Source organism: Acidimicrobiia bacterium (assembly GCA_035471805.1).
GTDB lineage: Bacteria > Actinomycetota > Acidimicrobiia > Spongiisociales > JAHEDJ01 > JAHEDJ01.
The window spans coordinates 1-25168 of record DATIPS010000038.1; the positions used below are offsets into that span (position 1 = coordinate 1).

Here is a 25168-nt window from a genome sequence, read left to right on the forward strand (position 1 = left end):
TCAGCCCCTATAGGTTCCGAATGTCGCGCGAAAACCGGTGTTGTCTAACGTGCAACCCATGGAGAGACGCCACAACTACCACATGACGCCCGGAGAATTTCGCGCCGCCGGGAACGCAGCCGTGGAATGGGTGGCGCGCTACCTCGAAGAAGTCGAGAGCTACCCGGTGCTCTCACAGGTCGAACCGGGTGACGTTCGTAGCGGCCTGCCGGCGCATCCGCCGCAGATCGGTGAGCCGTTCGAGGCCATGCTGCGCGATCTGGACGACATAATCATGCCGGGCATCACCCACTGGCAGTCGCCCAACTTCTTCGCCTACTTCAACGCGAACGCCTCCGGACCCTCGATCCTCGGGGAACTGATCTCGGCGGGACTCGGCAGCCAGGGCATGTTGTGGGCCACCAGTCCGGCCGCCACGGAACTCGAGACACACGTGATGGACTGGCTGGTCGAACTGCTCGACCTTCCGGAAGTGTTCCTGTCGACGGGTTCGGGGGGTGGCGTGATCCAGGACACCGCTTCCTCCTCGACGCTGGTCGCCATCCTGGCGGCGCGGGAACGGGCAACGGAGTTCACCACCAACGACACGGGCAATCTGGGCAATCTGACGGCCTACACATCCGGCCAGGCGCACTCGTCGGTCGAGAAGGCCATTCGAATCGCCGGCATCGGGGCGGCCAACCTGCGCCTCGTCGACGTTGACGAAGAGTACGCAATGCAACCGGAGCACCTCGAACGGTTGATCCTCGAAGACATCGCGGCCGGCAAGACCCCGGCCGTCGTAGTCGCCACTATCGGGACAACGTCGTCAACCGCGATCGATCCGGTGCGGCGAATCGGCGAAATCGCCAGGAAGTATGGAACTTGGTTCCATGTCGACGCAGCATTGGCGGGATCGGCCGCCGTGCTGCCCGAGATGAGGTGGCTCAACGACGGGGTCGAGTTCGCCGACAGCTACGTCGTGAATCCCCACAAGTGGTTGTTCACCAATCTGGACTTCTCGGCCCTCTTCCTCGCCGACCGGGCGTCTTTGATCAAAACCCTTTCGGTTCTTCCGGAATACCTCCGCAACGAGGCGACCGAGTCCGGCGCGGTAATCGACTACCGGGACTGGCAGATAGGCCTCGGCCGGCGGTTCCGCGCCCTGAAGCTCTGGTTCGTTCTGCGCCACTACGGCGTCGAGGGACTGCAACATCATGTCGGAGAACACCTCCGCCTGGCCAGGTTGTTCAGCGGGTGGGTTGAGGACCATCCGGATTTCGAGCCGGCCGCACCCGTCACCGTGAACCTCGTGTGCTTCCGGCACGTCGGCGGCGACGAAGTGAACCAGCGCATCGTGGACACGGTGAACGCCTCAGGCGAAGCGTTCTTCACGCACACCAAGCTCGACGGCCGTTTGACCCTGCGGATGGCAATCGGTCAGACGTATACGGAAGAACGGCACGTGCGCCGGGCATGGGATCTGATTGTGAACGCCGCCCCCTGAGCCCAAGTTTTCTCGGCAATACTGTTCATCCCCAGCGATGACGGTATTGCTGAGAAATCCAAAGACGTATTCTCGGCAATACTGTTGATCCCCAGCGATGACAGTATTGCTGAGAAAACCCAACTCCCTTGATATACCCCACCGGGTATGGTACCTTTGCTGATCTCCGAGACCGCGGCCCTTCTCCCCGGGCCGCTTCTCACGTGACAACAACGAGGTGACACCATGAAGACTCGAATCATCGCCGCAAGCCTCAGCGCAGTCGTGTTGCTCGGAGCCTGCGGTTCGGGAACCGCGACGGCCGACGCACCTGCCACTCAGTCGATCCAGTTGATCAACCCGGCGGACGCCAACCAGCTCCTCGCCGACAACGAAGGATCGAGCGATTTCGTCATCCTCGACATCCGCACTCCGGAAGAGTTCAACTCAGGCCGAATCGCCGGTTCCGTCAACATCGACTTCTACCAGGCGAACTTCTCCTCCGAGCTGGACAATCTCGACAAAGACAAGACCTACTTCGTCTACTGCAACTCCGGGAATCGATCCGGGTCCGCCATGGGGACCATGCGTGATCTCGGATTCGTCGACGTCTACGACCTGGCCGGCGGCATCCAGGCCTGGTACAACAGCGGATTCAACATCACTCAGTGAGCCGCAGGGCCTCGAGCCCGAGCCCCGACCTACGAGCGACCGGCTACCCCCCGATGTAGCTCATTTCGACCTTGTCGAGACCCCCGGTCGCCGAAGACCTGCGCTCCGAGTAGTTGTCTTCCCGCTTTGCCCACACATCGGCCAGCACCGCGCCGATTTCCTCATCCGTGGCCCCAGACCGCAAGAGGGCGCGCAGATCACGCCCCCATGCGGCAAATAGACAGGTGTACAACCGGCCGTCTGCGGATATCCGGGCGCGCGTGCAAGTGGAGCAGAACGGCTGCGTGACGGACGTGATCACCCCGATCTCACCCGCCCCGTCGACGTACCGCCAGCGCCGCGCTACTTCCCCCGGATAGTTGGCTTCGATCGGTTCGAGTGGGTATTTCTCTCCGATCCGACCGAGTATCTCGACCGCGGGGACGACATCGTCGAGCCGCCAGCCGTTCGTCGTGCCGACGTCCATGTATTCGATGAAGCGGACCACGTTGCCCGTTCCTCGAAAGTGCCGTGCCATGTCGAGGACCGAGTCGTCGTTGACCCCGCGTTTGACGACCATGTTGATCTTGACCGGCGCCAACCCGGCGGCAACCGCTGCCTCTATCCCGTTCAGCACTCTCTGAACGGGAAAACCGACGTCGTTCATCTTCATGAACACGTCATCGTCGAGGGAGTCGAGGCTAACGGTCACCCGACGAAGCCCGGCCCCGGCGAGGTCGGCTGCTTTGCGCTCCAGAAGGACACCGTTGGTCGTGAGGGTGATCTCACGTAGGCCGTCGATCCCCCCGAGCATGGCGATGAGGTGCTCGAGATCTGTCCGCAGCAGCGGCTCACCGCCGGTGATTCGCACCTTCTCGACCCCAGCACGCACCGAGAGCGCCGCCACTCGGGCAATCTCCTCGAACGACAGAAGCAGATCACGAGCGAGGAACTCGTACTCCCTGGAGAAGATCTCCTTGGGCATGCAGTACCGGCAGCGGAAATTGCACCGGTCGGTTACCGATATGCGGAGATCTCTGAGCGGCCGTTGCCGGGTATCCGTGAGCATGAGCACCGACGCTAGCGCGTTCCGGGAGTTCCTAGGAAAGGCTCATGAAGAGGCGCTCGAGTTCCTGCGGCGTGTATCCGTCCTTGACGGCACTCTCCTCGTCGATCACGCATTCGCGGAGTTGTGAGGCGAGAAGCTTGAATCCGACCCGTTCCAGCGCTTTGGTGGCCGCCGCTACCTGCTGGAAGACCTCACGACACTCGCGGTTCTCCTCCATCATGCGAATTACCCCGCCGATCTGTCCCTCGACGCGCCTGAGACGTCGGATGGATTCCTCGACCGTGTTCGGCTCAAACTGCATATCCGTTCCTTCGGCTGGTACCGGTACCCCGTAGGGTACCCTATCCACCCGGCTGACGGGATTGATAAAGAGCCTCAGTACACTCCAGCCGGTACTCGAGCTTTTCACCTCGGAGAGCGAATGCAGATCGAACAAGTCGAAGCAGACGCCTGGCAGTCATGGGTTGAGAAACACAACGCCGTTCTGCTCGACGTTCGTGAACCATTCGAATGGGCCCAGACCGGCGTCCTGCCGGGCTCAAAGCTCATCAGCATGGGCGAACTGCCCGTGTCCCTCGACCAGATCCCCTATGAGAACCCGATCCTCGTTGTGTGCAGAACCGGAAACCGCTCCCAGCACGCGGCGGCCTGGCTGGTATCGCACGGTTATAGAGCGGCCAATCTCGCCGGCGGGGTTCTGGAGGTCGCCAGAGTCGCGCAAGACACCTCTGAGGCTTGAGGGCGCCGGTACTCATCCCCGCTAGACCGGCTGCACCCGCAAGCTCTCGACCGCCACCAGGAAGGCCTCTTCATCGCTTCCGGTCTGTTGACATTCGAGGCGGGAACAGGTGAGGACCAGTCTCGAAGCAAACAACTGGTGCTGCAGCATCGGGACTCTCCCACCGTGGATCCAGCGGTAGCGGCGGTAGATCCGGCCGCCCACGGCCGACTCCGCGAGAACCTCGTAGTCCGCAAACCGGCGCGACTGGTCCGACCGGGCGGCTGCGGCGGCCGCCGCCGTCTCACCGGCGAATCGACTGAGCGTGATCGATGAGCGCACGCCGTCTACTTCTGCCCCCAGGAAGACCGCCAGGTGATGTGGTGTGGCCAGCCGCGGCCACCGGGCCGGAACCGTGAGGCTGTACCCGGCGCCTGCAAAAACGATCATGGCCATAGCGACGAGATCCAGTCGACAGCGCCGTCGACAACACCGAGGGTCCCTTCCGCCACCGCGCCGAGATCGATCTCGATGCCCCAATCGAATCCGCCGCCGACGCCCAGAAAGGCTGAGGCACCGAAGTCGAACTCGAACACACCATTCGTGAAACCGGCTGCAGCATCGATCTCGACTCCGAAGCCGATTCCCGCCTCTCCGCCGGCCGTCATCCGCGCCGGCCCGTGCGCCACGGCAACTTCGCCGGCGGCGGCCATGCCGACGAAGGCCCCGACCGCACCCACGAACCCGCCGTCACCATCGGATACATCGAAATCGACCGTGCCTTCGAGCGACGCGGACCCGCCGACGAACGCCGCCAGCTCCGTGTCGAGGCAGCCGGCGTCGAGACCGTGTTCGACGCGGGCCAGGTCAAGGTCCAGACCGATCTCGACACCTGCGGACATTCCCCGGCCGCTGGTCCCGACCCAGGCCAGCGAATGACCCTGCACGGCCAGTGCCGCGACGGAGAACGTGCCGAGGCGACCGATGCGTTCCGCCTCGCCGACGGAAACCCGATGGCTCCACTCGCCTCCGGCCAGCCGGCCACGCAGTTGACCATCATGATCGCCGGGCGTGCCCGACTCCCACGTCTCCGAAGACCCCACCACTCCGAAGACACGCACGTGACCCGGAAGGGCATCGGACACAGGCGCTTCGAACCAAGAGCCCCGGAAGTCCGCCAAGACGGACTTCCGGCGGATGTCGTGCACAGATCCTTCGAGCGCGGCGGCCGCAGCAGTCAAAGCCTCGACGGCACCACCGGAGGCACGATCGGCGGCGTGCACAGCCCTCCCGCTGTATGCGATCTCGGCGGCGGCCCCGGCAAGCAGCACCGCTAATCCGGCCAGGCCGCCTTGATCGACGAGTCGAAAGTCTGCCACCTACACCCACAACCGCTAGTAGGAGGTTAAACTATCGCTAACTATCGCCGACTGTCAATGGCGGGCTCGCTTCCCACCCTGTTTCCCCCCGTGATCGAACGGCTCCCATCACCCAGGACCCGAGCCCAAGCACCACTACTGCGGCAAGTACGAAGCCGCGCACGAACGGGATGAGCATGGTGACGAGGAAGATGCCGGAACCCGCGAGGAAACCAAAGAACGCACTGCGAGCCGGAGCCAGCTTCAGTCCTACCGCAGTCAGTACGGGGACCGGGGCGACCAGCACGATCAATGCGAACAAACCGGCCACACCGATCGCCACTGGTATCAAAGCCAGCGCGAACGGGAACGCAACGTCCGGGTCGGCCGTCCCCGCAATCACTGCGATCACGGCAGGAATCAGAACCGGCACCGGGAGCATGAGCAATCCGGTCACGATGACGCTCCCCCAACCGACCCGCACCGACTCCACCGCGTTGCGAAGGGACCGCGGTGCCAGCCAGAACAGAGCCAGGCCACCGCCCACGAACAACAGCACCCCGAGTATCGCTCCTACCAGAACTACGGCCCGCAGGCGGATGTTCTGCCTGGTCGGCTCCCGCATTATCAGCTGGCCGCCGACCTCCGCCGAGTCGTCGACCGTCGCCGGATCGGGCGATCGATATCCGAGATCCCCGACGACGGAGGCACCTTCCAGCACGTCGAGGGCCCCGACCGTCATCTCGAAGTCGTGTCCGATGTCGCCGGAAATGCGGGTCGTGCCGATCGTCTGACCCCACACGAATCCTTCGACGAGGCCGGCGAGGTTCAGCGACCAGCCCCAGACGAGGAGGTCGCCTCGCACGCTACCCGTGATCTCGGTCGAGCCGGCGACCACGACGACATCCCGCTCGACGATCCCCGCAACCGACACGGAACCGGCAGTCGCGCGGACGGACCCCTCGACCGTCCCGTCGATCACAACACTGCCGGTGACGGCGATCACGTCACCCGTGACGAGACCCCGAATGCGCACCTCGGTCCCCGAGAAGGCGATGAGGTCGCCGTCGATGGTGCCGCGCACGTCGACTGAGTTTCCGACGGCGTAGAGGTCTTCCACTATGACTTCATCGACTCCGACCACGACGAAGTCGGCGGTGGCCCGGTCCGCCCCGAAAGCAGGCACGGCGGCCGTCACAAAGAGCCCGAACACGAATAGGAAGCTGATGACCCTGCGGAAACTCACACACCGAGGCTAGTGGCCTGCCGGAAGTGTTCGACGGAGAGCAGGTGGGCCGTACTGGTCCTGCCGCTGGTAGCTTGGCCTCACCCGAACGAGCGGAGGTGACTCGTGGCCGGCCACACTGGGCTTTCAGCATGAGAGAGATCGGCATCGCCCTGCTCGGGTCGAAGTTCATGGGAAAGGCACACTCGAACGCGTGGTCGCAGGTGAGTCGGTTCTTCGACGTTCCCCGGTTGCCCGTGCTCCGGCACATCGCCGCCCGCGATGCAGCCTTTCTCGAGGCTTTCGCCGACCGATGGGGGTGGAACCGATGGACGACCAACTGGGTTGAAGCGATCGCAGACCCCGAGGTCGACCTCGTCGACATCGGGACACCAAACCATCTACACCATGATCAGGCGATCGCGGCGATGGAGGCCGGCAAGGACGTTGCGTGCGAGAAGCCTCTAGCGGGGACACTGTCGGACGCCCGGTCGATGGCCGCGACCGCGGTCCGCACGGGTCGGCAGACCTTCGTCTGGCACAACTACCGCAGAGTCCCGGCCGTCGCACTTGCCAGGCAACTCGTACAGGAAGGGCGGCTGGGGCGGATCTATCACGTCAGGGCGGCGTACCTCCAGAGCTGGGCCGGGCCCGACACGCCGTTGGACTGGCACTTCTCACGGGACCAGGCAGGCACGGGCGCACACGGTGACCTGAATGCTCACATCGTCGACATGGCCCGTTTCGTCACCACCGACGAGATCACCGAGGTCATCGGGGCAGCGGAGGAGCGTTTCATCGACGAACGACCACTTCCCGGCTCCCCGACGGACCGCGGACGGTCGACGGTGGACGACGCGGTGTTGTTCCTCGCCCGGTTCGAAGGCGGCGCGATCGGGAGCTTCGAGGCGACACGCCTGGCGACGGGTTTCAAGAACTCCAACCGCATGACCATCCACGGCGAGTCCGGGGCGCTGAGCTTCGACTTCGAGGCGATGAACGAACTGCAGTTCTTCGACGCCACCGAGGAGCCCCGCCTTCAGGGATGGAGGAAGATCCTCGTGACCGGGGCCGATCATCCCTACGCATCCAACTGGTGGCCGGACGGCCACTGGCTCGGCTACGACCACACCTTCACGCACCAGGCCGCCGACATTCTCACCGTTATCGACGGCGGCGAGCCCGTCGTGCCGATACCGGATTTCGCAGACGCCCTGCAGACCCAGCGCATCCTCGAGGCTGCTTTGATCTCGGCTCGAGAGCGGTGCCCGGTCTCGATCGCCGACCTGGTCACGTGACGTCCAGGTACCAGAGTTCGACCGCCGAAGCCTCCATCGAAGTGGACGTGGCGGCCGGTTGCCGGCTTTCCTCTCTCGAGATCCGCGGTCGGCAAATCCTCGTCACCGGGGCGTCCCGGCCGATCGACTGGGGCCTCTATCCCATGGCGCCCTATGCCGGCCGCGTTCGGAATGGTCGCTTCGCATTTGCCGGCTCGACGCACCGGCTCCGGGTAACGGATGGAGACCATGCCATCCACGGCACCGTGCTCGATCGGCCGTGGACGCCCGAAGGTGACGGCTCATTCGTAATCCGTCTCGGCGAGTTCTGGCCGTTCCCGGGGTATGCCCGCCAGCGCATCCGGCTCGGTTCGGGGCAACTCGACCTGCAGCTCGAAGTACACGCCGAGGGCACCGCCATGCCGGCATCCTGTGGGTGGCATCCATGGCTGAGAAGGCAGGTCGCAGGCGCAAGAGCCGAACTGGACTTCCGTCCGGGCTTCATGTTGCGGCGCGATGAGCATGGAATCGCGACTCGGGACCGGGTGGCGCCGTCCGACGGACCCTGGGATGACTGCTTCGGTGGTGTGGAACGGCCGCCTTCGATCCGCTGGCCGGGCTTCGCCGCTCTCACGATCGAGTCCACATGTCGATACTGGACGGTCTTCAACGAACGTGACCATGCCCTCTGCGTCGAACCCCAGACCGCACCGCCCGACGATGTGAACAACGACCCCTTCATCGTGGAACCCGGCAGGCCTCTGATCGCCCGGATGACGATGCGATGGGAACTCGAATGAGATACGAAGCGGCGACGTGAAGTTGAACCGGCCGGACGTCTGCTGTGACGCTAACCCAGGAAATCGAGCAGCGGCGTTGGATAGATCCCGAAGAAGATCGTGATGGCGATGGCGATGGCCAGCACGACTTCGACGTTCGGGGACACATACGGTTTCGCCACGTCAGCTCCCGGTGCCTCGGCGAGGACCGGTTCCTGCATGTACATCAGCACCATGATGCGGATGTAGAAGAAGAACCCGGCCACCGATGCCACCAGGCCGGTGACGACCAGCCACTCGTATCCGCCGCCCCAGGCCGACGTGAAGACACCGAGCTTCCCAATGAACCCGGCGGTTGCCGGCATCCCCGCCAGGGCCAGCAGCATGACCGTCAACGCTCCGGCCAGGTAGGGCGAGCGCCTGGCGAGGCCTTTGTAGTCGTCGAGCGGCGAGACCGACCCGGTCGGGCCTGCGATGACTGAAACCACCGCGAAGGCGGCAATGAGTTGCACAACGTAGACGGCGAGGTAGAACCACACGGCTCGCAGCTGCCCCCCGACGATGCCGGTGAGGATGAATCCGGCGTGCGCGACACCCGAGTAGGCGAGCAAGCGCCGCATGTCGGTCTGCATGATCGCCATGAGGGTCCCGAGCACCACCGAGACTGCGGCAACGGCGGCGAGCGCCGGCCCCCAATCGTCGGAAAACGACCCGAAGCTCACGTAGAGAATCCGGGCGAGTGCTGCGAATCCGGCAACCTTGGCCGCCGTCGCCATGTATCCGACGATCCCGGCGGGCGAACCTTGGTAGACGTCCGGTGCCCAGGCGTGGAACGGCGCGGCCGTCACCTTGAACAGCAAGCCCGTGACGATCAACGCCATCGCCACCAGGACCACTCCCGGGCGCAGCACGATCGCAGTGGAGGGCAGTTGAGCGGCAATGCCGCTCAGGGACAACTCGCCGGTTCCGGCATACGCCAGAGCGACACCGTAGACGAATATCGCCGAAGCGAATGATCCGAGCAGGAAGTACTTGAGGGCAGCCTCGTCGGATTGGATGCTCTCCCTGGTGATCCCGGCGAGGATGTACAGGGAGATCGACCCGATCTCCAAACCCAGGAACACCATCATCAAGTTGGCACCGGCCACCATGAACATGAACCCGGCTGCCGACAACAGCACCAGCGCCACTCCTTCGGCGCCGCGCCGCCCGAGTTGTTCGACCATCGGCCAGGCGACCAGCAATCCCAGAACGGCAACGAGCAGCAGCAGGAACTTGCCGAGCACCGCGAAGTCGTCGGAAACGATCATCCCGGAGAAGTGAATCGTCGCCCCGTCCTGAACCCGGTCGTATTGGAGAATCGCGGTCGCCGCGGCCAACACCAGAGTTGAGAACACGATGCCGGCGTGGACGGTGTGTCTGGGCTTGTAGAACACATCGACCATCAGTATCAACGCTGCACCGAATGCCAGGACCAGCTCGGGGCCGATCGCCAGGTATGAGACTCCCAACGCTCCCGAATCGACCTGGGCGATGATCGGAAGGAAATCAGTCACCGTGGCCTCCTCCCAACACCTCGGACAACGGTCCGGGCTCCGGAACTTCGTATGTGGTCGTGACTTCGATCCGGTCGAGGACCGCTTCGACCGACGGGGTCAGCCGGTCGAGGATTATGTTCGGATAGAGCCCGATCACGAGCATCAGCGCCACGAGCGGCGCAAGCAGCGACACCTCGCGAGCGTTCAGATCCGCCACATTGCGGTTCTCTTCATTTGTAATCGGTCCGGTGAACACCCGCTCGTAGGCCCACAGCAGATAGATGGCGGCGAGAACCACACCGAATGCACCGAAGATGGCCGCGACCGGAAGCGTTGCGTAGCTGCCCATGAGCACCATGAACTCACCGACGAAGCCGTTCAAGCCGGGCAAGCCAATCGACGCGAATGCGGTGAACAGGAACACGCCGGAGAACCAGGGGGCCACCTGCCAGATCCCACCGAAGTCGGCGATCTTCTTCGTGTGGCGGCGCTCATAGAGCATGCCGACCATGAGGAACAAGACGCCGGTCGTGATGCCGTGATTCACCATCTGAATGACGGCTCCCTCAACGGCCGCCTGGGTCAGGGCAAAGGTACCGAGGACTATGAAACCGAGGTGGCTGACTGAGGAGTACGCCACCAGCTTCTTCAGGTCCGGTTGAACGATGGCTACGTAGGCTCCGTAGATGATGCCGATCACCGCCAGGGTGGCCATGACCGGGATGAGCTCGATCGTGGCGTCGGGGAACAGGCCGAGATTGAACCGGATGAAACCGTAGGTTCCGAGTTTCAACAAGACGCCGGCCAGCATCACCGAACCGGCCGTGGGAGCCTCGACGTGGGCGTCCGGGAGCCACGTGTGGAGCGGAAAGATCGGCACCTTGATTGCGAACGCCAGGCCGAAAGCCCCGAACAGCCACAGCTGGGCGGTGTCGGTCAGTTCCAGGTTGAGAAGCTGCTCATAACCGAAGCTGAGCGCGCCGGCCTGGTCCCGGTGGAAGAACGCCAGGGCAATGATCCCGGCCAACATCAGCGCCGACCCCAGGGCCGTGTAGATGAAGAACTTGTAGGCCGCGTAGATCCGCCGCTCGCCACCCCACACCCCGATGATGAAATACATCGGCACCAGAACGACCTCGAAGAAGAGGAAGAACAGGATCAGGTCGAGCGCGACGAACACGCCGATCAAGCCGGCCTCGAGTATCAACATGAACACCACGAACAACTTGGTCCGGTCGGTGATCGCGGTGGAAGCAGCCAGCGAGATGGGCACCAGTAGAGCCGTCAGTGCGATCAGGGCCAGCGAGATTCCGTCGACACCGACGTGCCACGACATTCCCCACGGCTCATACCAGGGAGATTCGTGGACGAACTGGTAGCCGGCGACCCCCTTCTCGAAGGCAAAGAACAGCCAGCCGGCCAGAGCGAGCGGGATCATCGACAACGCTATTCCGAGCGGCAGGTGCAGTTCCGAACGCCGATTGGGCACCAGAGCGACGATCAACGCTGCCGCGACAGGGGTCATGATCAAGGCGTCGAGAATCTGGAAAGTCATCGGCCAGACTCCCCCGCGCGACACACGGTGTGATGGTCAACGGGTAGCGAGTGACGGGTCGCGTGTCGCGTGGCGAGTCGCGACTCGCGACTCGCGACTCGCGACTCGACCGAACGATGATTCACGTGGCCGGCCATCACAACCCCCCTCGACTGAGGAACCAGATGAGCAACCCCACGGAACCGGCCGCCAGCATCGCACCGTAGTTGCGGACGAAACCGGTTTGAAGCGGGCGTACCGCCGCCCCCAACCGCTTCACCGCTCCGGCGACTCCGTTGACGATCCCATCTATGAAACCGAGATCGAACTTGAATGCGGCCCAGTTGGCGACACTCTTGCCCGGCAGCACGATCGTCTTGCCGTAGAACCTGTCAACCCAGTAGGCGTTCTCCCAGGCGAAGATGGGTCGGGCCAAACGGCCCAGCACCCGGGCACGGCGATCTTCCGGACCCGCATACAACCGGTAGGCGAGGTAGATGCCGATCAGGCCGGCGAGGACGGCCACGCCGGCGAGAACCCAGGCGGTGGATCCGTCGGCCGGGTGGGCCATGTGGATCGCGCCTTCGACCGTCTCGAAGCTCGGCTCCAGATAGTGCTCCAGACCGGTTCTGAAAGGAGTGTTGACGAACCCGCCCAGAACGGTCAAACCCGCCAGCGCCACGAGAGGCACCGTCATCGTCCTGGGCGACTCGTGTGGATGGACACCCTCGTCCCATCGCGGCTTGCCGAGGAACACCATCACGAACTGCCTGGTCATGTAGAAGGCCGTGATCCCGGCGGTCACGAGACCGATGGCCCAGAGGACCACCATCCAGCCGCCCTGATTGAAGGCGGCTCCGAGAATCTCGTCCTTGGACCAGAACCCGGCCAACGGAGGGACTCCGGCGATGGCGAGCGTGGCGATCCCCATGGTTGCCGCAGTCACCGGCATGTGCTTGGCGAGGCCACCCATCTTGTCCATGTTCTGTTCGTCCGACATGGCATGGATGACCGATCCGGCTCCGAGGAAGAGCAGTGCCTTGAAGAAGGCATGGGTCATGAAGTGAAACATCCCGGCCACGTAGGCGGTACTGCCGACACCGATGAACATGTAGCCGAGTTGCGACACCGTCGAATAAGCCAGGACGGCCTTGATGTCTTTCTGCGCTATCGCGATCGTTGCGGCCCACAGGGCTGTCAGGGCGCCGACGGTGGCCACGGTTGTGGCGGCTACCGGGGCCATCTCGTAGATCGCCGCGTTGCGGGCCACCAGATAGACACCGGCGGTGACCATCGTCGCGGCGTGGATCAGAGCAGAAACAGGAGTCGGGCCTTCCATCGCATCGGGAAGCCACACATACAGGGGAATCTGCGCCGATTTTCCGGCGGCACCGACCAGCATCAGGAGACCGACCGCGGTGGCGAGGCCCGTGCTCAACCCGAGATGCGGATCCTCGAGAACGTCGAACGACAGCGTCCCGAACTGAGTGAGGATGATCATCAGGGCGATCATGAACCCGAAGTCACCGATGCGATTGACGATGAAGGCCTTCTTGCCGGCGGCGGCCGCCGACGGCTTCGTGTACCAGAACGAGATCAGCAGGTACGAACAGAGTCCGACCGCTTCCCAACCGAGGAACAGCATGGCGAAGTTGTCCGCCAGCACCAGCGTCAGCATGCCCGTCGCGAACAGGTTCATGTAGGTGAAGAACCGGGAGAACCTCGAATCGCCGTGCATGTAGCCGATCGCATAGAAGTGGATGAGCGTCCCGACGCCGGTGACCACCAGGGTCATCAGGGACGAGAGCGGATCCCACCTGATGGCGAACTCGGCACCGATCGACGGCATCCACGACCAAAGCACGACGGACTCCGGATGACCGGTCCCCTGGAAGAAGGGAACCGCGGCCAGCAACGCATAGACGAACGCCCCCGACATGAGCAGGGATGCGATCCATCCTGAGGCGGGCTCGCCGACCCGCTTGCCGAGGAAATGCAGGAAGACCGCTCCGGCGGCCGGCAGCGCAACTACGAGCCAGATGAAATCGGTCATTCGGCACCTCCGGTGCCGGTCACCAAATGTGGAGTTTCGCGAAGCGAGACTCCAAACGGACTTCGAGCGAAGCGAGAAGTACGCCTCATCCTCTCAGCTCCGAGAGTTCGTCTGCCGAGGCGCTCGATCTGCTCTGGAAGACCGAGACGATGATCGCCAAGCCCACAACGACCTCGGCGGCGGCCACGACCAGAACGAAGAAGACCGCCAACTGACCGTCGAGAGATCCGAGTTCCCTTCCGGCTGCGACGAAGGTGAGGTTGACCGAGTTGAGCATCAACTCGATCGACATGAACATCATGAGCGCATTGCGCCGGATCAGCATGCCGCCTGCTCCGATCAAGAACAACACCGCGGCGAGCGTCATGTACCAGCCTGCTGTGACTTCCATCACGCATCCTCTCGATCGCGGCGGCGCGGCCCGAAGTAGGCGAGGGCTATCGCTCCTGCCGCGGCGATTATCAGCAACAGCGACGTCGCCTCGAACGGCAAGATCCATTCCGTGAACAGGAGTTTGCCAACCTCCTGCACCGTTCCGTTGGCCTCGACGGTCGAAGCAGCCGGTCGCACCCAGTCGAAGCGACCGCCCACCGCGGCGACGCCGGCCACCAGCACCACCACCAGTCCGAGCGCTCCCACGACCTGCCGCTGCATCGGCAGTTTCCCCGAGATGTCTTCTTCTCTGTCGACGCCGATCATCATGATGACGAACAGGAACAGAGTCATCACAGCACCCGCGTAGACGATCACCTGAACCGCGGCCACGAGATGCGCAAGGTGGACGACGTAGAACACCGCCAGCGAGAACAGGGTCATCATCAGCCCCATTGCGCCGTAGACCGGGTTCCTGGCGAAAACCACCGTGAGAGCTCCGAAGATGGCAACAGCCGCCACAATGACGAAGAGGACGAGCTCGATCATTCCTTCTCCTCCTCCTGCAGCGGGGACCGGCCGGCGTCCAACGCTTCGGGTGCGCCGGCTTCCGTCTCAGAAGGAACATCCAGGAAATCCGGGAGAGCGGCCACGAGCGGGCGGGCCGGCTCCTGGGCAGGTTCGGCAGGTCGCACGCCGACACCTGCCGACTCGCTCCACGGCGTTTGGCCCTCGTAGGCGGCCCTACCGCCCGGGGCGACGGCCCTCATCCAACCGTCTGCCTTTCGAAGCTCGCCCATATCCGCCAGCGGATCGTCGGGGAACATGTGGTTCGGCTTCCCGTCGGCCTCGACCAGCAACTCCCTCTTCGTATAGACGGCGTCCTCACGGTTGGTGGTCGACATCTCGAAGAGATGGGTCATCGTGATTGCCTCCGTCGGGCACGCCTCTACGCACAGCGCACAGAAGATGCAACGCAACATATTGATCTCGTAGACGAAACCGAAGCGCTCTCCCGGTGATACCGGAGCTTCAACGGGGTTGTCGGAACCGCGCACGTAGATGCAACGCGCCGGACATGCGCCGGCGCACAGCTCGCAACCGATGCACTTCTCCATGCCGTCGGGGTAGCGGTTGAGCACGTGCCGTCCGTGGAACCGCTGCGGTTTCTCCCGCATGTCTTTGGGATACTCGGCGGTTACCCGTTCGCCCCAGATCTGACGCAAGGTGACCTTGAGCCCTTTGGCGAAGTCATTCACAATTCCCATCGGTCACCTCCTCTCATGCCCAGGGCCAGCCGAACTGGCGAATCGATACGACGACCGTCGAGGCGATCAGCCACACCAGAGCGGCGGGGATGAGTCGCTTCCATCCGAGATTCATCAACTGGTCGTAGCGCAAGCGGGGCCAGGTGGCCCGAATCCAGATGTAGACGAACAGGACGGCTGCAGTCTTGAGCAGGAACCACAGGAGCGGCAAGAAGGTCACGATGATCCCGGGCAACCATCGATCGAAAGTCGGACCATCCCAACCGCCGAGAAAGAGCACGACCGCAATGGCCGACATGTTGAACATGTTCGTGTATTCGGCCAGGAAGAACATCGCAAACCGGAAACCCGAGTACTCCGTGTGAAACCCGCCGACCAGTTCCTGCTCGGCTTCCACGAGGTCGAAGGGTGCCCTGTTGGTCTCGGCGACGGCCGCGATCATGAAGATCACAAAGGCAATGAACTGGGGCAGGATGTTCCAACGGGGGATCAGGCCGAGCACATTCTCGAACCACGAGAGACCACCGGGTAGGGACACGACCTCGTCCCATGTGCCTCGTTGGCGCTCCACCAGTTCGACGAAGGACAGGGTCCCTCCTTCGGTCGCAGTGGTGGAAGCGAACAAGATCACCGCGACTATGGCAAGACCCATGGCCGCCTCGTAGGAGATGGCCTGCGCCGTACCGCGAATGCCGCCCAGCAACGGATACTTGGAACCGGACGACCATCCGGCCAGGACGATGGCGTAGACCGCCACCGAGGACATCGCCAGGAAGAACAGGACGCCGATGTTGAGATCCGCGCCGACGAAGGCGAACTCCCGGACCTTTCCCCCGATCTCCCAGGTGAACCCCTCACCCCACGGAATCACGAGGAAAGTCATGAAGGCCGGTATCAACGCGATGATCGGAGCCGCCGCGAACAGAAGGAACTCGACCTTTCGCGGCGTCACCTGTTCCTTGAAGAAGAGTTTCAGGCCGTCGGCAACAGTCTGGAGAATCCCCCACGGCCCGGCACGATTCGGGCCGATGCGGTTGGTCATGTCGGCGTTGATCTTGCGTTCGCCCCACACGAGGAAGATGACCGCCACCAGCGGAATGACAAAGGCGAGGACCACGCGGGCTGCGACGAACAGAACGTCCCAGAAATCCATCAGGCTCCCGCCTCCTTCACCACCAACTCGACCTCCGACGATTCACCCAATGAGGCGATGCCGGGCTGGTTGAACGGCACATAGACCACGCCGTTTGAAAGGCTGTCGTCGATGCGGACGGGCAACGCCACCTCATTGACGGTGACCATGTCGCCTTCTGCCACCCCCAGCCGGGCCGCGTCGGCCGAAGTGATCGCCGCGAAGCCTCCCGGGGCCAGCGGGTGGAGCGACAGGCCGTGTCGCATCAGTACACCGTCGTCGTAGAGGGTCCTGGCATAGTGGAGTCGCATCACCGTTCCGCCTCCAGAGTCCGAAGCCGGGGGGTTACCGGACCAACCTGCGACCGGCACGTACTGCAAAGGCTGAGCCGCACCGCCGGCAGGCACGACCACGCCGGCCTCGGTGTCGATCGCGTCCCAATCGACTCCCGCGTAGGCAGGCGCGACGGTTGCGATCTCCTTTGCGACTACTTCGGCCGAGCCGAAACCGAGCGGCTTTCCGAGCCGTCGGGCGAGATCATCGAGTACCGACCAGTCGGAACGCGCCTGGCCGGGCGGAGCAACGATCTGATTGACCTTCTGGACCCGGCCTTCGAGGTTGGTGACCGATCCCTCTTTCTCGGTGAACGCCACGGCAGGAAGGATGACATCGGCGGCCGAGGTCGAGTCGGTGATGAACATGTCGAGTGCCACGATGAACTCTGCATCCGCAAGTGCTCCGGCAGCCAGTGCGCCGTCCGGCATGTCCCTGACCGGGTCGGCACCTTGCAGAACGATGGCCTTTATCGCCCCGTCACGGACGCCCTGAAGGATTCCTCTGGTGTCACGCCCGACCGAGCCGGGCAGGTCGCCCCACGCGGAGGCGACCAGCGACCGCCCGGATTCGTCGTCTGCCGAGATCCGACCGGGCAGCAGGGTCGGTGCCAGGCCCATGTCGAGCGCACCGTAGGTGTTGGAGCGTCTGGCCAGGGTGAGCACCGACGATCCGGGCAGATCCCGGACGAAGGCAGCTACCGCTTCCGCGAGCCGCGGATCCTCGGTGTAGCCGGTCCTGCCGACCAGGGCGACCACCGAGCCTTCACCCAGAAGCTCACGCGCCGGCCCGAACTCGCCTTCACCGGCGATGAGTTTCCGCAGCGTCTCCGCTCCGTCTCCCGGCCGGTAGCCGAACTTGAAATCGGCACGGTCATCCAGACCGGTACGACGGGGGTGAACGACGATCAGACGAGCACCGAGGGTCTGGACGGCGCGACGCACGCGGAGATAGAGGGTGCCGTTCTCCTCTTTGAGGTCCGGGCCCCACAGGAGGACCGTCTTCGCATTCTCGAGATCGTTGATCTGACCGCGCCCGGCGAGCGCGGCGAGGAACTGCGCGTTGAGCCCATCGTCCATCTGCGCGTCGACGTGATTCGAGCCGATCGCGACCCTCATGAACTTGGAGAGGGCGTAGGCATCTTCGTTGGTGCCGCGTGCACCGCCGAGGGCGGCCACGGCTCCACCACCATGCCGGTCGATGATGCTCGACAGCCGCTCGACGACCACATCGAGTGCCCGGCCCCAGGAGGCCGGAGCGAACTCGCCATCCTCTCCCTTGATCAAGGGCGTGGTGATCCTCTGATCGGAGCCGAGGAACTCGAAACCGAACCGGCATTTGTCGCTCAACCAACCGTGATTGGTGTAGTCGTTGTCCACACCGTTGAATCGCAGCACCTGATTCTGCGAAGAGTCGACCGAGATGTCACAGCCGGTGGTGCAGTGAGTGCAAGTGCTGGCAACCTTCTGGAGGTCCCAGGGACGCGCACGGAACCGATACGGGGCTGCGGTCAGCGCCCCCACCGGGCAGATCTGCACGGTGTTGCCGGAGAAGTAGGAGGCAAAAGGCTCATCCGGGAAGGTCCGGATCTGATTGTGCGCTCCTCTGAACGTGAACTCGATGAGCGGATCACCCGAGATCTCATCGCTGAACCGAACGCAACGGGCGCAGAGAATGCAGCGTTCGCGGTCGAGGAACACGAGATCGGAGATCGGAACCGGCTTCTCATAGTGGCGCTTCTCTTCGACGAAGCGGCTCTCGCCGGGGCCGCACGCCATGGTCTGATCCTGGAGAGGGCACTCGCCGCCCCGGTCACAGACCGGACAATCGAGCGGATGGTTGATGAGGAGGAACTCGAGCATGCCCTCCTGCACCTTCTTGATCACGTCCGACTGGGTGTGGACCACCATGCCGTCGTGGACGGTCGTAGTACACGACGGGACCATCATCGTTCCGATCGGGCTCTCGACCTCGACCATGCACTGACGGCACATGCCCACCGGTTCCATCCGCGGGTGGTAGCAGAAGTGCGGCACGTAGGACCCGGTGTCCAGGCAGGCCTGGATGAGCGGCTGCCCGGCAATCACCCGGCGGTCCTGGCCGTTCACCGTGATGGTGACCATCTCGCTCATGCGCCGGCCCCCTTCAGCGTCAGGGGAACCCGATTCGCCCGGGAGATGTGCTCCTCAGCCTCCGGGCGGAAGTGCTCGAGAAGCGACTTGACCGCGCTGACGGCAGACGGGCCGAGCGGGCAGATCGTCGTCTGCTTGGGCGGCCAACCGACGCCGACCGAGATGTTGTCCGAAACGTCGTACAGGAGATCGAGATCGACGGCCCGGCCTCCACCGTCGAGCATCCGGCGCAGGATCATGTCGAGCCAGGTGGTGCCCTCCCGACATGGTGTGCATTGACCGCATGACTCCTCTGCAAAGAACCTCACCAGCCGTTCGGCGGCAGCAACCATGTCCGTGGTCTCGTCCATGACGATGACCGCGCCGGAGCCCAGCATCGACCCGCTCGTGTCGGTCACCGACTTCGTGATCTGCAGGTCGAGATGCTTGGAAGGTACAAACCAGGGAGCCGAAGCGCCGCCGGGGACCCAGGCCTTCAACTCGTTGTCGTTCCTGATGCCACCGGCAACGTCGTAGATCAACTCGCGCCACGTGATGCCGTGCGGAAGCTCGTAGTTGCCGGGTTTCTTGACGTGCCCGGAGATCGAGAAGAGGAAGGTGCCCGTATCGACTCCGTGTCCCAGATCCCGATACCAATCGATACCCCGCTCGACGATGTGCGGGAGGTTCGAGATCGTCTCGACGTTGTTGACGATCGTCGGAAGCATGTAGAGACCCTTGGCGGCCGGGAAGAACGGCGGCTTCAGTCGTGGTTCACCCCGCCGGCCTTCCAGGCTGTTCAACAGGGCCGTCTCTTCGCCACAGATGTAGGCGCCGGCACCCAGATGGACGGTGATGTCCAGGTGGTATCCGGTCCCCATGACGTTCGCGCCCAGGTAGCCCCGCTCGTACGCGTCGGAGACGGCTTGCTGAACCCGCCTGGCGGGTTTCGGATACTCGCCGCGGATGTAGACGAAAGCCTCGTGAACCTCGTTGGCGACCGCGGCGATGATCATCCCCTCGATCATCTGGTGCGGGTCGCGCTCGAGGAGCTGACGGTCCTTGAACGTCCCCGGCTCCGACTCATCGCCGTTGACCACGAGATAAGCCGGCCTGGCGGGTGCCAGGAACGACCACTTCATGCCGGCGGAGAACCCGGCTCCGCCGCGCCCGATGAGCCCGGAGCTCTTGACGAGTTCCACGAGCTCTGCGCGGGTCCTGCCGAGAGCGATGCGGGCTTGCTCGTATCCACCCGTTTCGAGGTAGCGGTCGAGAGTGTGCGAATCTGCCGGGTGGTCGGTCATGCGGCGGAAGAGGACGAGTGTCTGGTTCACGAAGCGCCCCCTTCGAGGGGGACGGACCGCGCGCTACCCGACGGCAACCTGCCGGGCTCCAGGGGTGGGGTGTTGTGAGCGGCGGTGCCGAAAGGCGGAAAAGCCGGATACGGGCCGACCGCACCGTTTTCATCCTTGATCGCCCAGTCAAAGCTGCGCCGGCCTCCGAAGAGGGTCTGCAGCTCATCGGCGTTGATCACATCGGGTTTGGCGTTGCGGAGCCAATCGATCATCTCTTTGGCTTTCTCCGGCGTGAGCCCTTCGACCAACTCGAAATTGACCAGACAGGCCGGCGCCCCACCACATGCGCCGATGCACTCGGCATGCTCGACACCGATCTCATCGTCGGCTTCCCCGGCCGGGACGCCGGCGGCTTGCTCAACCGCGTGCAGGACGTCGTCGGCACCGAGCAGGAAACAGGAGATGGAACTGCACACAGAAACCAGGTACTTCCCCTGCGCCTCGGTCTTGTACATGACGTAGAACGAGGCGACCGACTGGACCTGGGCCGGAGTCAGCCCGGTGAGTTCGGCAACCTGGCGCATGCCGTCGTCCGTGAGACGACCGTCTTCCTTCATGGCCATGTACAGCAGCGGCATCACAGCCGAACGCTTCTTCGGATAGCGGGCGATGATGTCGTTCGCCCGGGCAAGCGTGTCGGCGGGCCAGGTCATGCGCGTCTCCTCGGGCACGGGCGGCGGCGCGAAAGTCCTGCGATCGACTCACGAATGACGGCTGGCGGCTTCATCAACGGTCCACATCTCCCAGAACAGGATCGAGTGAGGCGATCGTGGCCACGGTGTCGGCGATCAGCGAATCGGCCATCATCACCGGAAGCGCCTGCAGGTTGGCAAACGAAGGGGTGCGCATATGCATCCGCAGCGGTTTGGCGCCTCCGTCGGAAACGACGTATGCGCCGAGCTCACCGCGGGGTGACTCGATCGCGACGTAGGCCTCACCTTCCGGCACCTGGAATCCTTCGGTGTAGATCTTGAAATGGTGGATCAGGGCCTCCATCGACTCGTCGATGCGGGCGCGCGGAGGCGGGGCGACTTTGCGGTCATCGGTCTTGTAATCGCCGTCGGGCATCGACTCCGCAATCTGCCTGACCAGCGAGAGCGACTGCCAGATTTCCTCGACCCGGATCCGGTAGCGGTCGTACACATCGCCGCGCTGGCCGACCGGGACCTCGAAATGGAAGTTCTCGATCCCCGAGTAGGGAAACACCTTGCGAAGGTCCCAATCGCTGCCGGCGGCACGCAACGTCGGACCGGTGACGGACAGTGCGAGACATTCTTCGAGCGTGATGACCCCGACGCCGCGCGTGCGGCCCATCCAGATCGGGTTGGCTTTCAGGAGATCCTCGTACTCGTAGAGGCGAGGGGGGATCTTGTCGAGTATGAACTCGATGTCCTCCTGCCATCCGGGTGGCAGGTCGGCCGCCACGCCGCCGGGCCGGATGTAGTTGTGGTTCATCCTCAATCCGGTCGTCTTCTCGAAGAAGGCGAGGATCCGTTCGCGATCCCTGAACCCGTACAGCATCATTGAGAGCGCACCGATGTCCATCCCGTTGGTGGCAAGGGCGACGAGATGGCTGGATACGCGGTTCAACTCGGTCATCAACAAACGGATCGCCTCTGCGCGCGGCGGGAGATCGATACCGAGGAGTTTCTCCACCGCCAGAGAGAAGACCAGTTCGTTGTGGAACGGGGCCAGGTAGTCCATCCGGGTTACGTTGGTCGGGCCCTGGAGCCAGGTCAGATCCTCGCCCGTCTTCTCCATGCCCGTATGGAGATATCCGATGATCGGCTTGGAGCGGCGGATGATCTCACCTTCGAGTTCGATGTGGACCCGCAGCACACCGTGAGTCGATGGATGTTGCGGACCCATGTTGACGATCATCAACTCGTCGTCTGGAGCGATGTCTTCGACGAGGACCCGATCATCGAGCACGCTCCGGCCCTCTTGATCGGCGCGGCGGCTCTCGGTCTCATGCAAAGCCATCTTCTGGGAACCTTCGTCGGTGCCCTCGACCAGCCACGACGGCTCCTCCGTGCCCGTCAGCCAGAGATCGACTTTGCGCTTGTCCCGGTTCCTCTGATCGGTCATCTCATCTCACCTGATGCGATTCTTTGAACTGAACCGGAACCGAACCCAGCCCGAAGTCTTTGCGCAGCGGGTGCCCCTCCCACTCGTCGGGCATGAGGATGCGCGAGAGATCCGGATGACCGTCGAACGTGAGCCCGAACATGTCGAAGGCTTCCCGTTCGTAGAAGTTGGCCCCGGCGTATACCGGCACGAGGGAGGGAACCTGCGCATCGTCGACCGGTACGGGAACGCGCAGTCGAATCCGGACTTTGTGCTGCATGGACAAGAGGTTGATGACGAGCTCGAAACGCGGTTCCTTCTTGCGGAAGTAGTCGGCAACCGTCAGGTCGGAGAGCAACTCGAACCCTGCGTCCTTCGCCGCCTGAGCCACCTGCCGGACGTGGTCCTTCGGAACGAAGAACACGTCCTGATCGCCGGACCGGATCCATTCGATCTCGTCGAACTGCTCGGCAAGCGCGAGCAGAACCGGGTGGTCGGGAAGGGCCCGAGCCACGGGGCGGCCGCCTTCTTCCGGGGTCTCTACGGACTGGTCGTCGACCATCAGCGAGCCAACTCCCCACTCATTATCTTGTCGTGCAGCGTCAGGATCCCGTGCATGAGTGATTGTGGACCGGGCGGGCAGCCGGGGATGTAGATGTCGACCGGAACGATTTGGTCCACGCCCTGCACGAGGGCGTAGTTGTTGAACATGCCGCCGGTCGAGGCGCAGGCGCCCATTGAGATGACCCATTTGGGCTCCGGCATCTGGTCGTAGACCTGGCGAAGCACCGGGGCCATCTTCTGCGAGAGGCGGCCGGCCACGATCATGAGGTCGGCCTGACGGGGGGAGGCGCGGAAGACTTCCATGCCGAAGCGGGCGAGGTCGTAGTGGCCGGCTCCGGTTGCCATCATCTCGATTGCGCAACAGGCCAGGCCGAAAGTGACCGGGAACATGGATCTCGTCTGGGCCCAGTGCTTGACCTTGTCGAGGTTGGCGAGAAGGAATCCGGGAGGGTTCGTGGGCGTCGCCATCAGGCGGCCTCGCCGTCGACCGTGGTTCCCGGGTATTCCTGGCGAGCCCTCCGCGGGATGTTCCAGTCGAGAGCCCCACGTTTCCAGACGTAGCCCAGCGTCTCGAGGACCAGCAGGGTGAAGATGCCCACCGAGGCAACGCCGAACCATCCGAGTTCACGGAAGTTCACGGCCCAGGCAAACAGGAAGATGATCTCGATATCGAAGATCACGAACAGCATCGCCACGAGATAGAACTTGACCGGGAACCGCTGCACGGGTTCCACTTCGGGAACGATCCCGCATTCGTAGGGAGCAAGCTTCTCGGGCGTAGGACGACTGGGAGAAGCAAGTCTGGACAGCAGAAGAGCGACGGCGGCGAAGGCCAGCACGAGCAGGAACATGAACGCCACCGGCAAATACGCGGCCAAATCCAACGGAGCTCCTCTTCTTTCCCGAAGCAAGACTAGAGGTTGACCAGGCGCGGTAAAAACCCATGGAGGGGCCGAAAGTCGCTTACCGGCGGGCCGCGAGTCACGTGTCGCCCTTCGCTAGTTTTTCGCGGAGAGGTGAATAGCGCGGCTTGTCAACCGCAGCGAGGGAACAACGACCATGAAGACGGCCCTGTCCGTTCCCAACTTCGGCAGCTTCGGAGACCCGACTGTGCTCATCGAGCTCGCCCGCGAAGCGGAGGAAGCCGGATGGGACGGATTCTTCGTTTGGGACCATGTGCGCTTGTTCGACGACTTCTCGGTGCCGGTGCTTGATCCCTGGGTTGCCTTCGGAGCGATCGCCGCCTCAACCGGGCGTATCCGGTTGGGGCCGATGGTCACGCCGGTTGCGCGTCGGCGTCCCCACAAGCTGGCCCGCGAGACCGTGACACTCGACCACCTGTCGGGCGGAAGGCTGGTGTTCGGCGTCGGATTGGGCGAACCTCCGACCGCCGACTTCGAGTGGCTCGGTGAAGTGTCCGGAAGCCGTGCGCGGGCAGACCTGCTCGACGAAGGCCTGGAAGTCATAACCAGCATGTGGAGTGGCGAGACCCTCGACCACCGGGGGCCGGCCTTCACGGCCCGGGGCCCGGGATTCCTGCCCGCACCGGTACAGGTCCCCCGAATTCCGATCTGGGTTGCAGCCGCCTGGCCGAACCGCCGGCCCCTACGCAGGGCTGTGAGATGGGACGGGGTCGTTCCGATCGTCGTCGGAGGTGAACTCGGGTTCCACGAACCATCGGTGGATGAGTTCGCGGAGATAGCGGCTTTCGTGAAGAGTGAACGCTCCGGGGACGGTCCGTTTGAAATGATCGCAATGGGTTCGAGGCTCTACTACGGCGACGCCGACCTCGACGCCTACGCAGCTCTCGGTGCAACGTGGTGGATGGAGTCGATCGGCTACCCGGGCCCCGGCTTCGACGACTGGCGGGACGTGATCAGGTCGGGCCCGCCCAGCTGAACCCCATTTTCTCCGCAATACTGTTGTTGTCCAGGATCAACAGTATTGCCGAGAAAGAAGACAGCTAGCCTTCAGCCGATGAGCGACCACCGCAGCGACAACATCTGGATCCTGATCCCTCTGGCGGCGTTGTCGATTCCGGTCCTCGCCATCCTGCGCGACACGTCGTGGATCGGCTGGATGTTCGGCGCCGTCGTGCTGATCGGAGCGATAAGCATGGCAGCCAAGTCTCTGATGAACCACCGCCACGAACTCCGGATGAAGGAGATCGAAGCTCAGGAGCGGGTCGCTCGCATCGAGCAGGAACACCTCGACAGCGCCCAGCGCATCCTCGAACTCGACGATGTCCAGGAGCGCCTCCGCAGAGAACCGCCGACTCCGGCGTGACCTCCAATCTCCG

25 protein-coding genes and 1 pseudogene are annotated in these 25168 nt (G+C 63.5%); 7 read left to right on the forward strand and 19 right to left on the reverse strand.

The genetic code is table 11. The features are described from left to right. Window positions 1–58 precede the first annotated feature (58 nt). Window positions 59–1486 (forward strand): pyridoxal-dependent decarboxylase, encoded by a 1428-nt coding sequence (locus tag VLT15_08170; GenBank protein HSR45190.1) that lies wholly within the window; start codon window positions 59–61, stop codon window positions 1484–1486. A gap of 225 nt (window positions 1487–1711) precedes the next feature. Continuing rightward, entirely contained in the window at window positions 1712–2137 is a 426-nt protein-coding gene (locus VLT15_08175) for a rhodanese-like domain-containing protein (GenBank protein ID HSR45191.1), read from the forward strand. Window positions 2138–2180: 43 nt separating this feature from the next. On the opposite strand, the gene moaA is transcribed toward VLT15_08175, so the two are convergent. Both moaA and VLT15_08185 read right to left on the reverse strand, forming a co-directional pair. Beyond that, complete coding sequence (moaA, locus tag VLT15_08180) at window positions 2181–3185, reverse strand: GTP 3',8-cyclase MoaA (protein ID HSR45192.1); 1005 nt, start codon at window positions 3183–3185, stop codon at window positions 2181–2183. A 31-nt stretch (window positions 3186–3216) separates the two neighbouring features. Beyond that, entirely contained in the window at window positions 3217–3486 is a 270-nt protein-coding gene (locus tag VLT15_08185; GenBank protein ID HSR45193.1) for a metal-sensitive transcriptional regulator, read from the reverse strand. A gap of 120 nt (window positions 3487–3606) precedes the next feature. On the opposite strand from VLT15_08185, the gene VLT15_08190 reads away from it, so the two are divergent. Beyond that, complete coding sequence (locus VLT15_08190) at window positions 3607–3924, forward strand: rhodanese-like domain-containing protein (GenBank protein HSR45194.1); 318 nt, start codon at window positions 3607–3609, stop codon at window positions 3922–3924. Window positions 3925–3945: 21 nt separating this feature from the next. Here VLT15_08190 and VLT15_08195 read toward each other — a convergent pair whose 3' ends face one another. The 3 genes from VLT15_08195 to VLT15_08205 are packed head-to-tail and all read right to left on the reverse strand — an operon-like array spanning window position 3946 to window position 6507. Further along, window positions 3946–4359, reverse strand: a complete 414-nt coding sequence (locus tag VLT15_08195; protein HSR45195.1) for a hypothetical protein — start codon at window positions 4357–4359, stop codon at window positions 3946–3948. After that, a complete protein-coding gene (locus VLT15_08200) occupies window positions 4350–5282 on the reverse strand; it encodes a hypothetical protein (GenBank protein HSR45196.1) in 933 nt (310 codons plus the stop codon). The genes VLT15_08195 and VLT15_08200 overlap by 10 nt, the downstream gene beginning before the upstream one ends. Window positions 5283–5319: 37 nt before the next feature. After that, window positions 5320–6507, reverse strand: coding sequence for a polymer-forming cytoskeletal protein (locus tag VLT15_08205; protein ID HSR45197.1), 1188 nt, complete (start codon window positions 6505–6507; stop codon window positions 5320–5322). A gap of 131 nt (window positions 6508–6638) precedes the next feature. Here VLT15_08205 and VLT15_08210 point away from each other — a divergent pair, with 131 nt between their 5' ends. Beyond that, window positions 6639–7784, forward strand: a complete 1146-nt coding sequence (locus VLT15_08210; protein ID HSR45198.1) for a Gfo/Idh/MocA family oxidoreductase — start codon at window positions 6639–6641, stop codon at window positions 7782–7784. Beyond that, on the forward strand, window positions 7781–8563 hold the full coding sequence (locus VLT15_08215; GenBank protein ID HSR45199.1) for an aldose 1-epimerase: 783 nt from the start codon (window positions 7781–7783) through the stop codon (window positions 8561–8563). The genes VLT15_08210 and VLT15_08215 overlap by 4 nt, the downstream gene beginning before the upstream one ends. Window positions 8564–8613: 50 nt before the next feature. Here VLT15_08215 and VLT15_08220 read toward each other — a convergent pair whose 3' ends face one another. From VLT15_08220 to VLT15_08285, 14 genes and pseudogenes are all read right to left on the reverse strand, one after another. Beyond that, window positions 8614–10098 (reverse strand): NADH-quinone oxidoreductase subunit N, encoded by a 1485-nt coding sequence (locus VLT15_08220; protein HSR45200.1) that lies wholly within the window; start codon window positions 10096–10098, stop codon window positions 8614–8616. After that, window positions 10091–11635 (reverse strand): NADH-quinone oxidoreductase subunit M, encoded by a 1545-nt coding sequence (locus VLT15_08225; protein HSR45201.1) that lies wholly within the window; start codon window positions 11633–11635, stop codon window positions 10091–10093. The genes VLT15_08220 and VLT15_08225 overlap by 8 nt, the downstream gene beginning before the upstream one ends. 136 nt (window positions 11636–11771) lie before the next feature. Continuing rightward, on the reverse strand, window positions 11772–13667 hold the full coding sequence (nuoL, locus tag VLT15_08230; protein HSR45202.1) for an NADH-quinone oxidoreductase subunit L: 1896 nt from the start codon (window positions 13665–13667) through the stop codon (window positions 11772–11774). 85 nt (window positions 13668–13752) lie between these two features. Further along, window positions 13753–14058 (reverse strand): NADH-quinone oxidoreductase subunit NuoK, encoded by a 306-nt coding sequence (gene nuoK, locus VLT15_08235; protein ID HSR45203.1) that lies wholly within the window; start codon window positions 14056–14058, stop codon window positions 13753–13755. Continuing rightward, window positions 14058–14588: an NADH-quinone oxidoreductase subunit J gene (locus VLT15_08240; protein HSR45204.1), complete on the reverse strand. Its 531-nt coding sequence runs from the start codon at window positions 14586–14588 to the stop codon at window positions 14058–14060. The genes nuoK and VLT15_08240 overlap by 1 nt, the downstream gene beginning before the upstream one ends. After that, on the reverse strand, window positions 14585–15307 hold the full coding sequence (nuoI, locus tag VLT15_08245) for an NADH-quinone oxidoreductase subunit NuoI (protein HSR45205.1): 723 nt from the start codon (window positions 15305–15307) through the stop codon (window positions 14585–14587). Before nuoI ends, VLT15_08240 begins: the two co-directional genes overlap by 4 nt. A 13-nt stretch (window positions 15308–15320) precedes the next feature. Next, window positions 15321–16460 carry an NADH-quinone oxidoreductase subunit NuoH gene (gene nuoH, locus VLT15_08250; GenBank protein ID HSR45206.1) on the reverse strand — a complete coding sequence of 380 codons (1140 nt, stop codon included), beginning with the start codon at window positions 16458–16460 and terminating at the stop codon, window positions 15321–15323. Then, entirely contained in the window at window positions 16460–18904 is a 2445-nt protein-coding gene (nuoG, locus tag VLT15_08255; protein ID HSR45207.1) for an NADH-quinone oxidoreductase subunit NuoG, read from the reverse strand. The genes nuoH and nuoG overlap by 1 nt, the downstream gene beginning before the upstream one ends. After that, the gene (nuoF, locus tag VLT15_08260; protein ID HSR45208.1) at window positions 18901–20217 is read right to left on the reverse strand and encodes an NADH-quinone oxidoreductase subunit NuoF; all 1317 of its coding nucleotides are present in this window, start codon (window positions 20215–20217) and stop codon (window positions 18901–18903) included. Before nuoF ends, nuoG begins: the two co-directional genes overlap by 4 nt. Further along, window positions 20214–20891, reverse strand: coding sequence for an NAD(P)H-dependent oxidoreductase subunit E (locus VLT15_08265; protein ID HSR45209.1), 678 nt, complete (start codon window positions 20889–20891; stop codon window positions 20214–20216). The genes nuoF and VLT15_08265 overlap by 4 nt, the downstream gene beginning before the upstream one ends. 73 nt (window positions 20892–20964) lie before the next feature. Further along, window positions 20965–22326: an NADH-quinone oxidoreductase subunit D gene (locus VLT15_08270; protein HSR45210.1), complete on the reverse strand. Its 1362-nt coding sequence runs from the start codon at window positions 22324–22326 to the stop codon at window positions 20965–20967. 1 nt (window position 22327) lies between these two features. Then, entirely contained in the window at window positions 22328–22867 is a 540-nt protein-coding gene (locus tag VLT15_08275) for an NADH-quinone oxidoreductase subunit C (protein ID HSR45211.1), read from the reverse strand. Between the two features lie 8 nt (window positions 22868–22875). Then, window positions 22876–23337: pseudogene (locus VLT15_08280) on the reverse strand (NADH-quinone oxidoreductase subunit B family protein). Further along, a complete protein-coding gene (locus VLT15_08285) occupies window positions 23337–23753 on the reverse strand; it encodes an NADH-quinone oxidoreductase subunit A (protein ID HSR45212.1) in 417 nt (138 codons plus the stop codon). The pseudogene VLT15_08280 and the gene VLT15_08285 overlap by 1 nt, the downstream one beginning before the upstream one ends. 175 nt (window positions 23754–23928) lie before the next feature. Here VLT15_08285 and VLT15_08290 point away from each other — a divergent pair, with 175 nt between their 5' ends. After that, entirely contained in the window at window positions 23929–24768 is an 840-nt protein-coding gene (locus VLT15_08290; GenBank protein ID HSR45213.1) for an LLM class flavin-dependent oxidoreductase, read from the forward strand. A gap of 78 nt (window positions 24769–24846) precedes the next feature. After that, window positions 24847–25155: a hypothetical protein gene (locus tag VLT15_08295; protein ID HSR45214.1), complete on the forward strand. Its 309-nt coding sequence runs from the start codon at window positions 24847–24849 to the stop codon at window positions 25153–25155. Window positions 25156–25168 lie beyond the last annotated feature (13 nt).

Bases quoted from the DNA above. Each gene is read 5' to 3' on its own strand.
- VLT15_08170 (HSR45190.1), top strand. From the start codon at position 59: ATGGAGAGACGCCACAACTACCACATGACGCCCGGAGAATTTCGCGCC.
- VLT15_08175 (HSR45191.1), top strand. From the start codon at position 1,712: ATGAAGACTCGAATCATCGCCGCAAGCCTCAGCGCAGTCGTGTTGCTC.
- moaA (HSR45192.1), bottom strand. From the start codon at position 3,185: ATGCTCACGGATACCCGGCAACGGCCGCTCAGAGATCTCCGCATATCG.
- VLT15_08185 (HSR45193.1), bottom strand. From the start codon at position 3,486: ATGCAGTTTGAGCCGAACACGGTCGAGGAATCCATCCGACGTCTCAGG.
- VLT15_08190 (HSR45194.1), top strand. From the start codon at position 3,607: ATGCAGATCGAACAAGTCGAAGCAGACGCCTGGCAGTCATGGGTTGAG.
- VLT15_08195 (HSR45195.1), bottom strand. From the start codon at position 4,359: ATGGCCATGATCGTTTTTGCAGGCGCCGGGTACAGCCTCACGGTTCCG.
- VLT15_08210 (HSR45198.1), top strand. From the start codon at position 6,639: ATGAGAGAGATCGGCATCGCCCTGCTCGGGTCGAAGTTCATGGGAAAG.
- VLT15_08225 (HSR45201.1), bottom strand. From the start codon at position 11,635: ATGACTTTCCAGATTCTCGACGCCTTGATCATGACCCCTGTCGCGGCA.
- nuoL (HSR45202.1), bottom strand. From the start codon at position 13,667: ATGACCGATTTCATCTGGCTCGTAGTTGCGCTGCCGGCCGCCGGAGCG.
- nuoK (HSR45203.1), bottom strand. From the start codon at position 14,058: ATGGAAGTCACAGCAGGCTGGTACATGACGCTCGCCGCGGTGTTGTTC.
- VLT15_08240 (HSR45204.1), bottom strand. From the start codon at position 14,588: ATGATCGAGCTCGTCCTCTTCGTCATTGTGGCGGCTGTTGCCATCTTC.
- nuoI (HSR45205.1), bottom strand. From the start codon at position 15,307: ATGGGAATTGTGAATGACTTCGCCAAAGGGCTCAAGGTCACCTTGCGT.
- nuoH (HSR45206.1), bottom strand. From the start codon at position 16,460: ATGGATTTCTGGGACGTTCTGTTCGTCGCAGCCCGCGTGGTCCTCGCC.
- nuoG (HSR45207.1), bottom strand. From the start codon at position 18,904: ATGAGCGAGATGGTCACCATCACGGTGAACGGCCAGGACCGCCGGGTG.
- VLT15_08265 (HSR45209.1), bottom strand. From the start codon at position 20,891: ATGACCTGGCCCGCCGACACGCTTGCCCGGGCGAACGACATCATCGCC.
- VLT15_08270 (HSR45210.1), bottom strand. From the start codon at position 22,326: ATGACCGATCAGAGGAACCGGGACAAGCGCAAAGTCGATCTCTGGCTG.
- VLT15_08275 (HSR45211.1), bottom strand. From the start codon at position 22,867: ATGGTCGACGACCAGTCCGTAGAGACCCCGGAAGAAGGCGGCCGCCCC.
- VLT15_08290 (HSR45213.1), top strand. From the start codon at position 23,929: ATGAAGACGGCCCTGTCCGTTCCCAACTTCGGCAGCTTCGGAGACCCG.
- VLT15_08295 (HSR45214.1), top strand. From the start codon at position 24,847: ATGAGCGACCACCGCAGCGACAACATCTGGATCCTGATCCCTCTGGCG.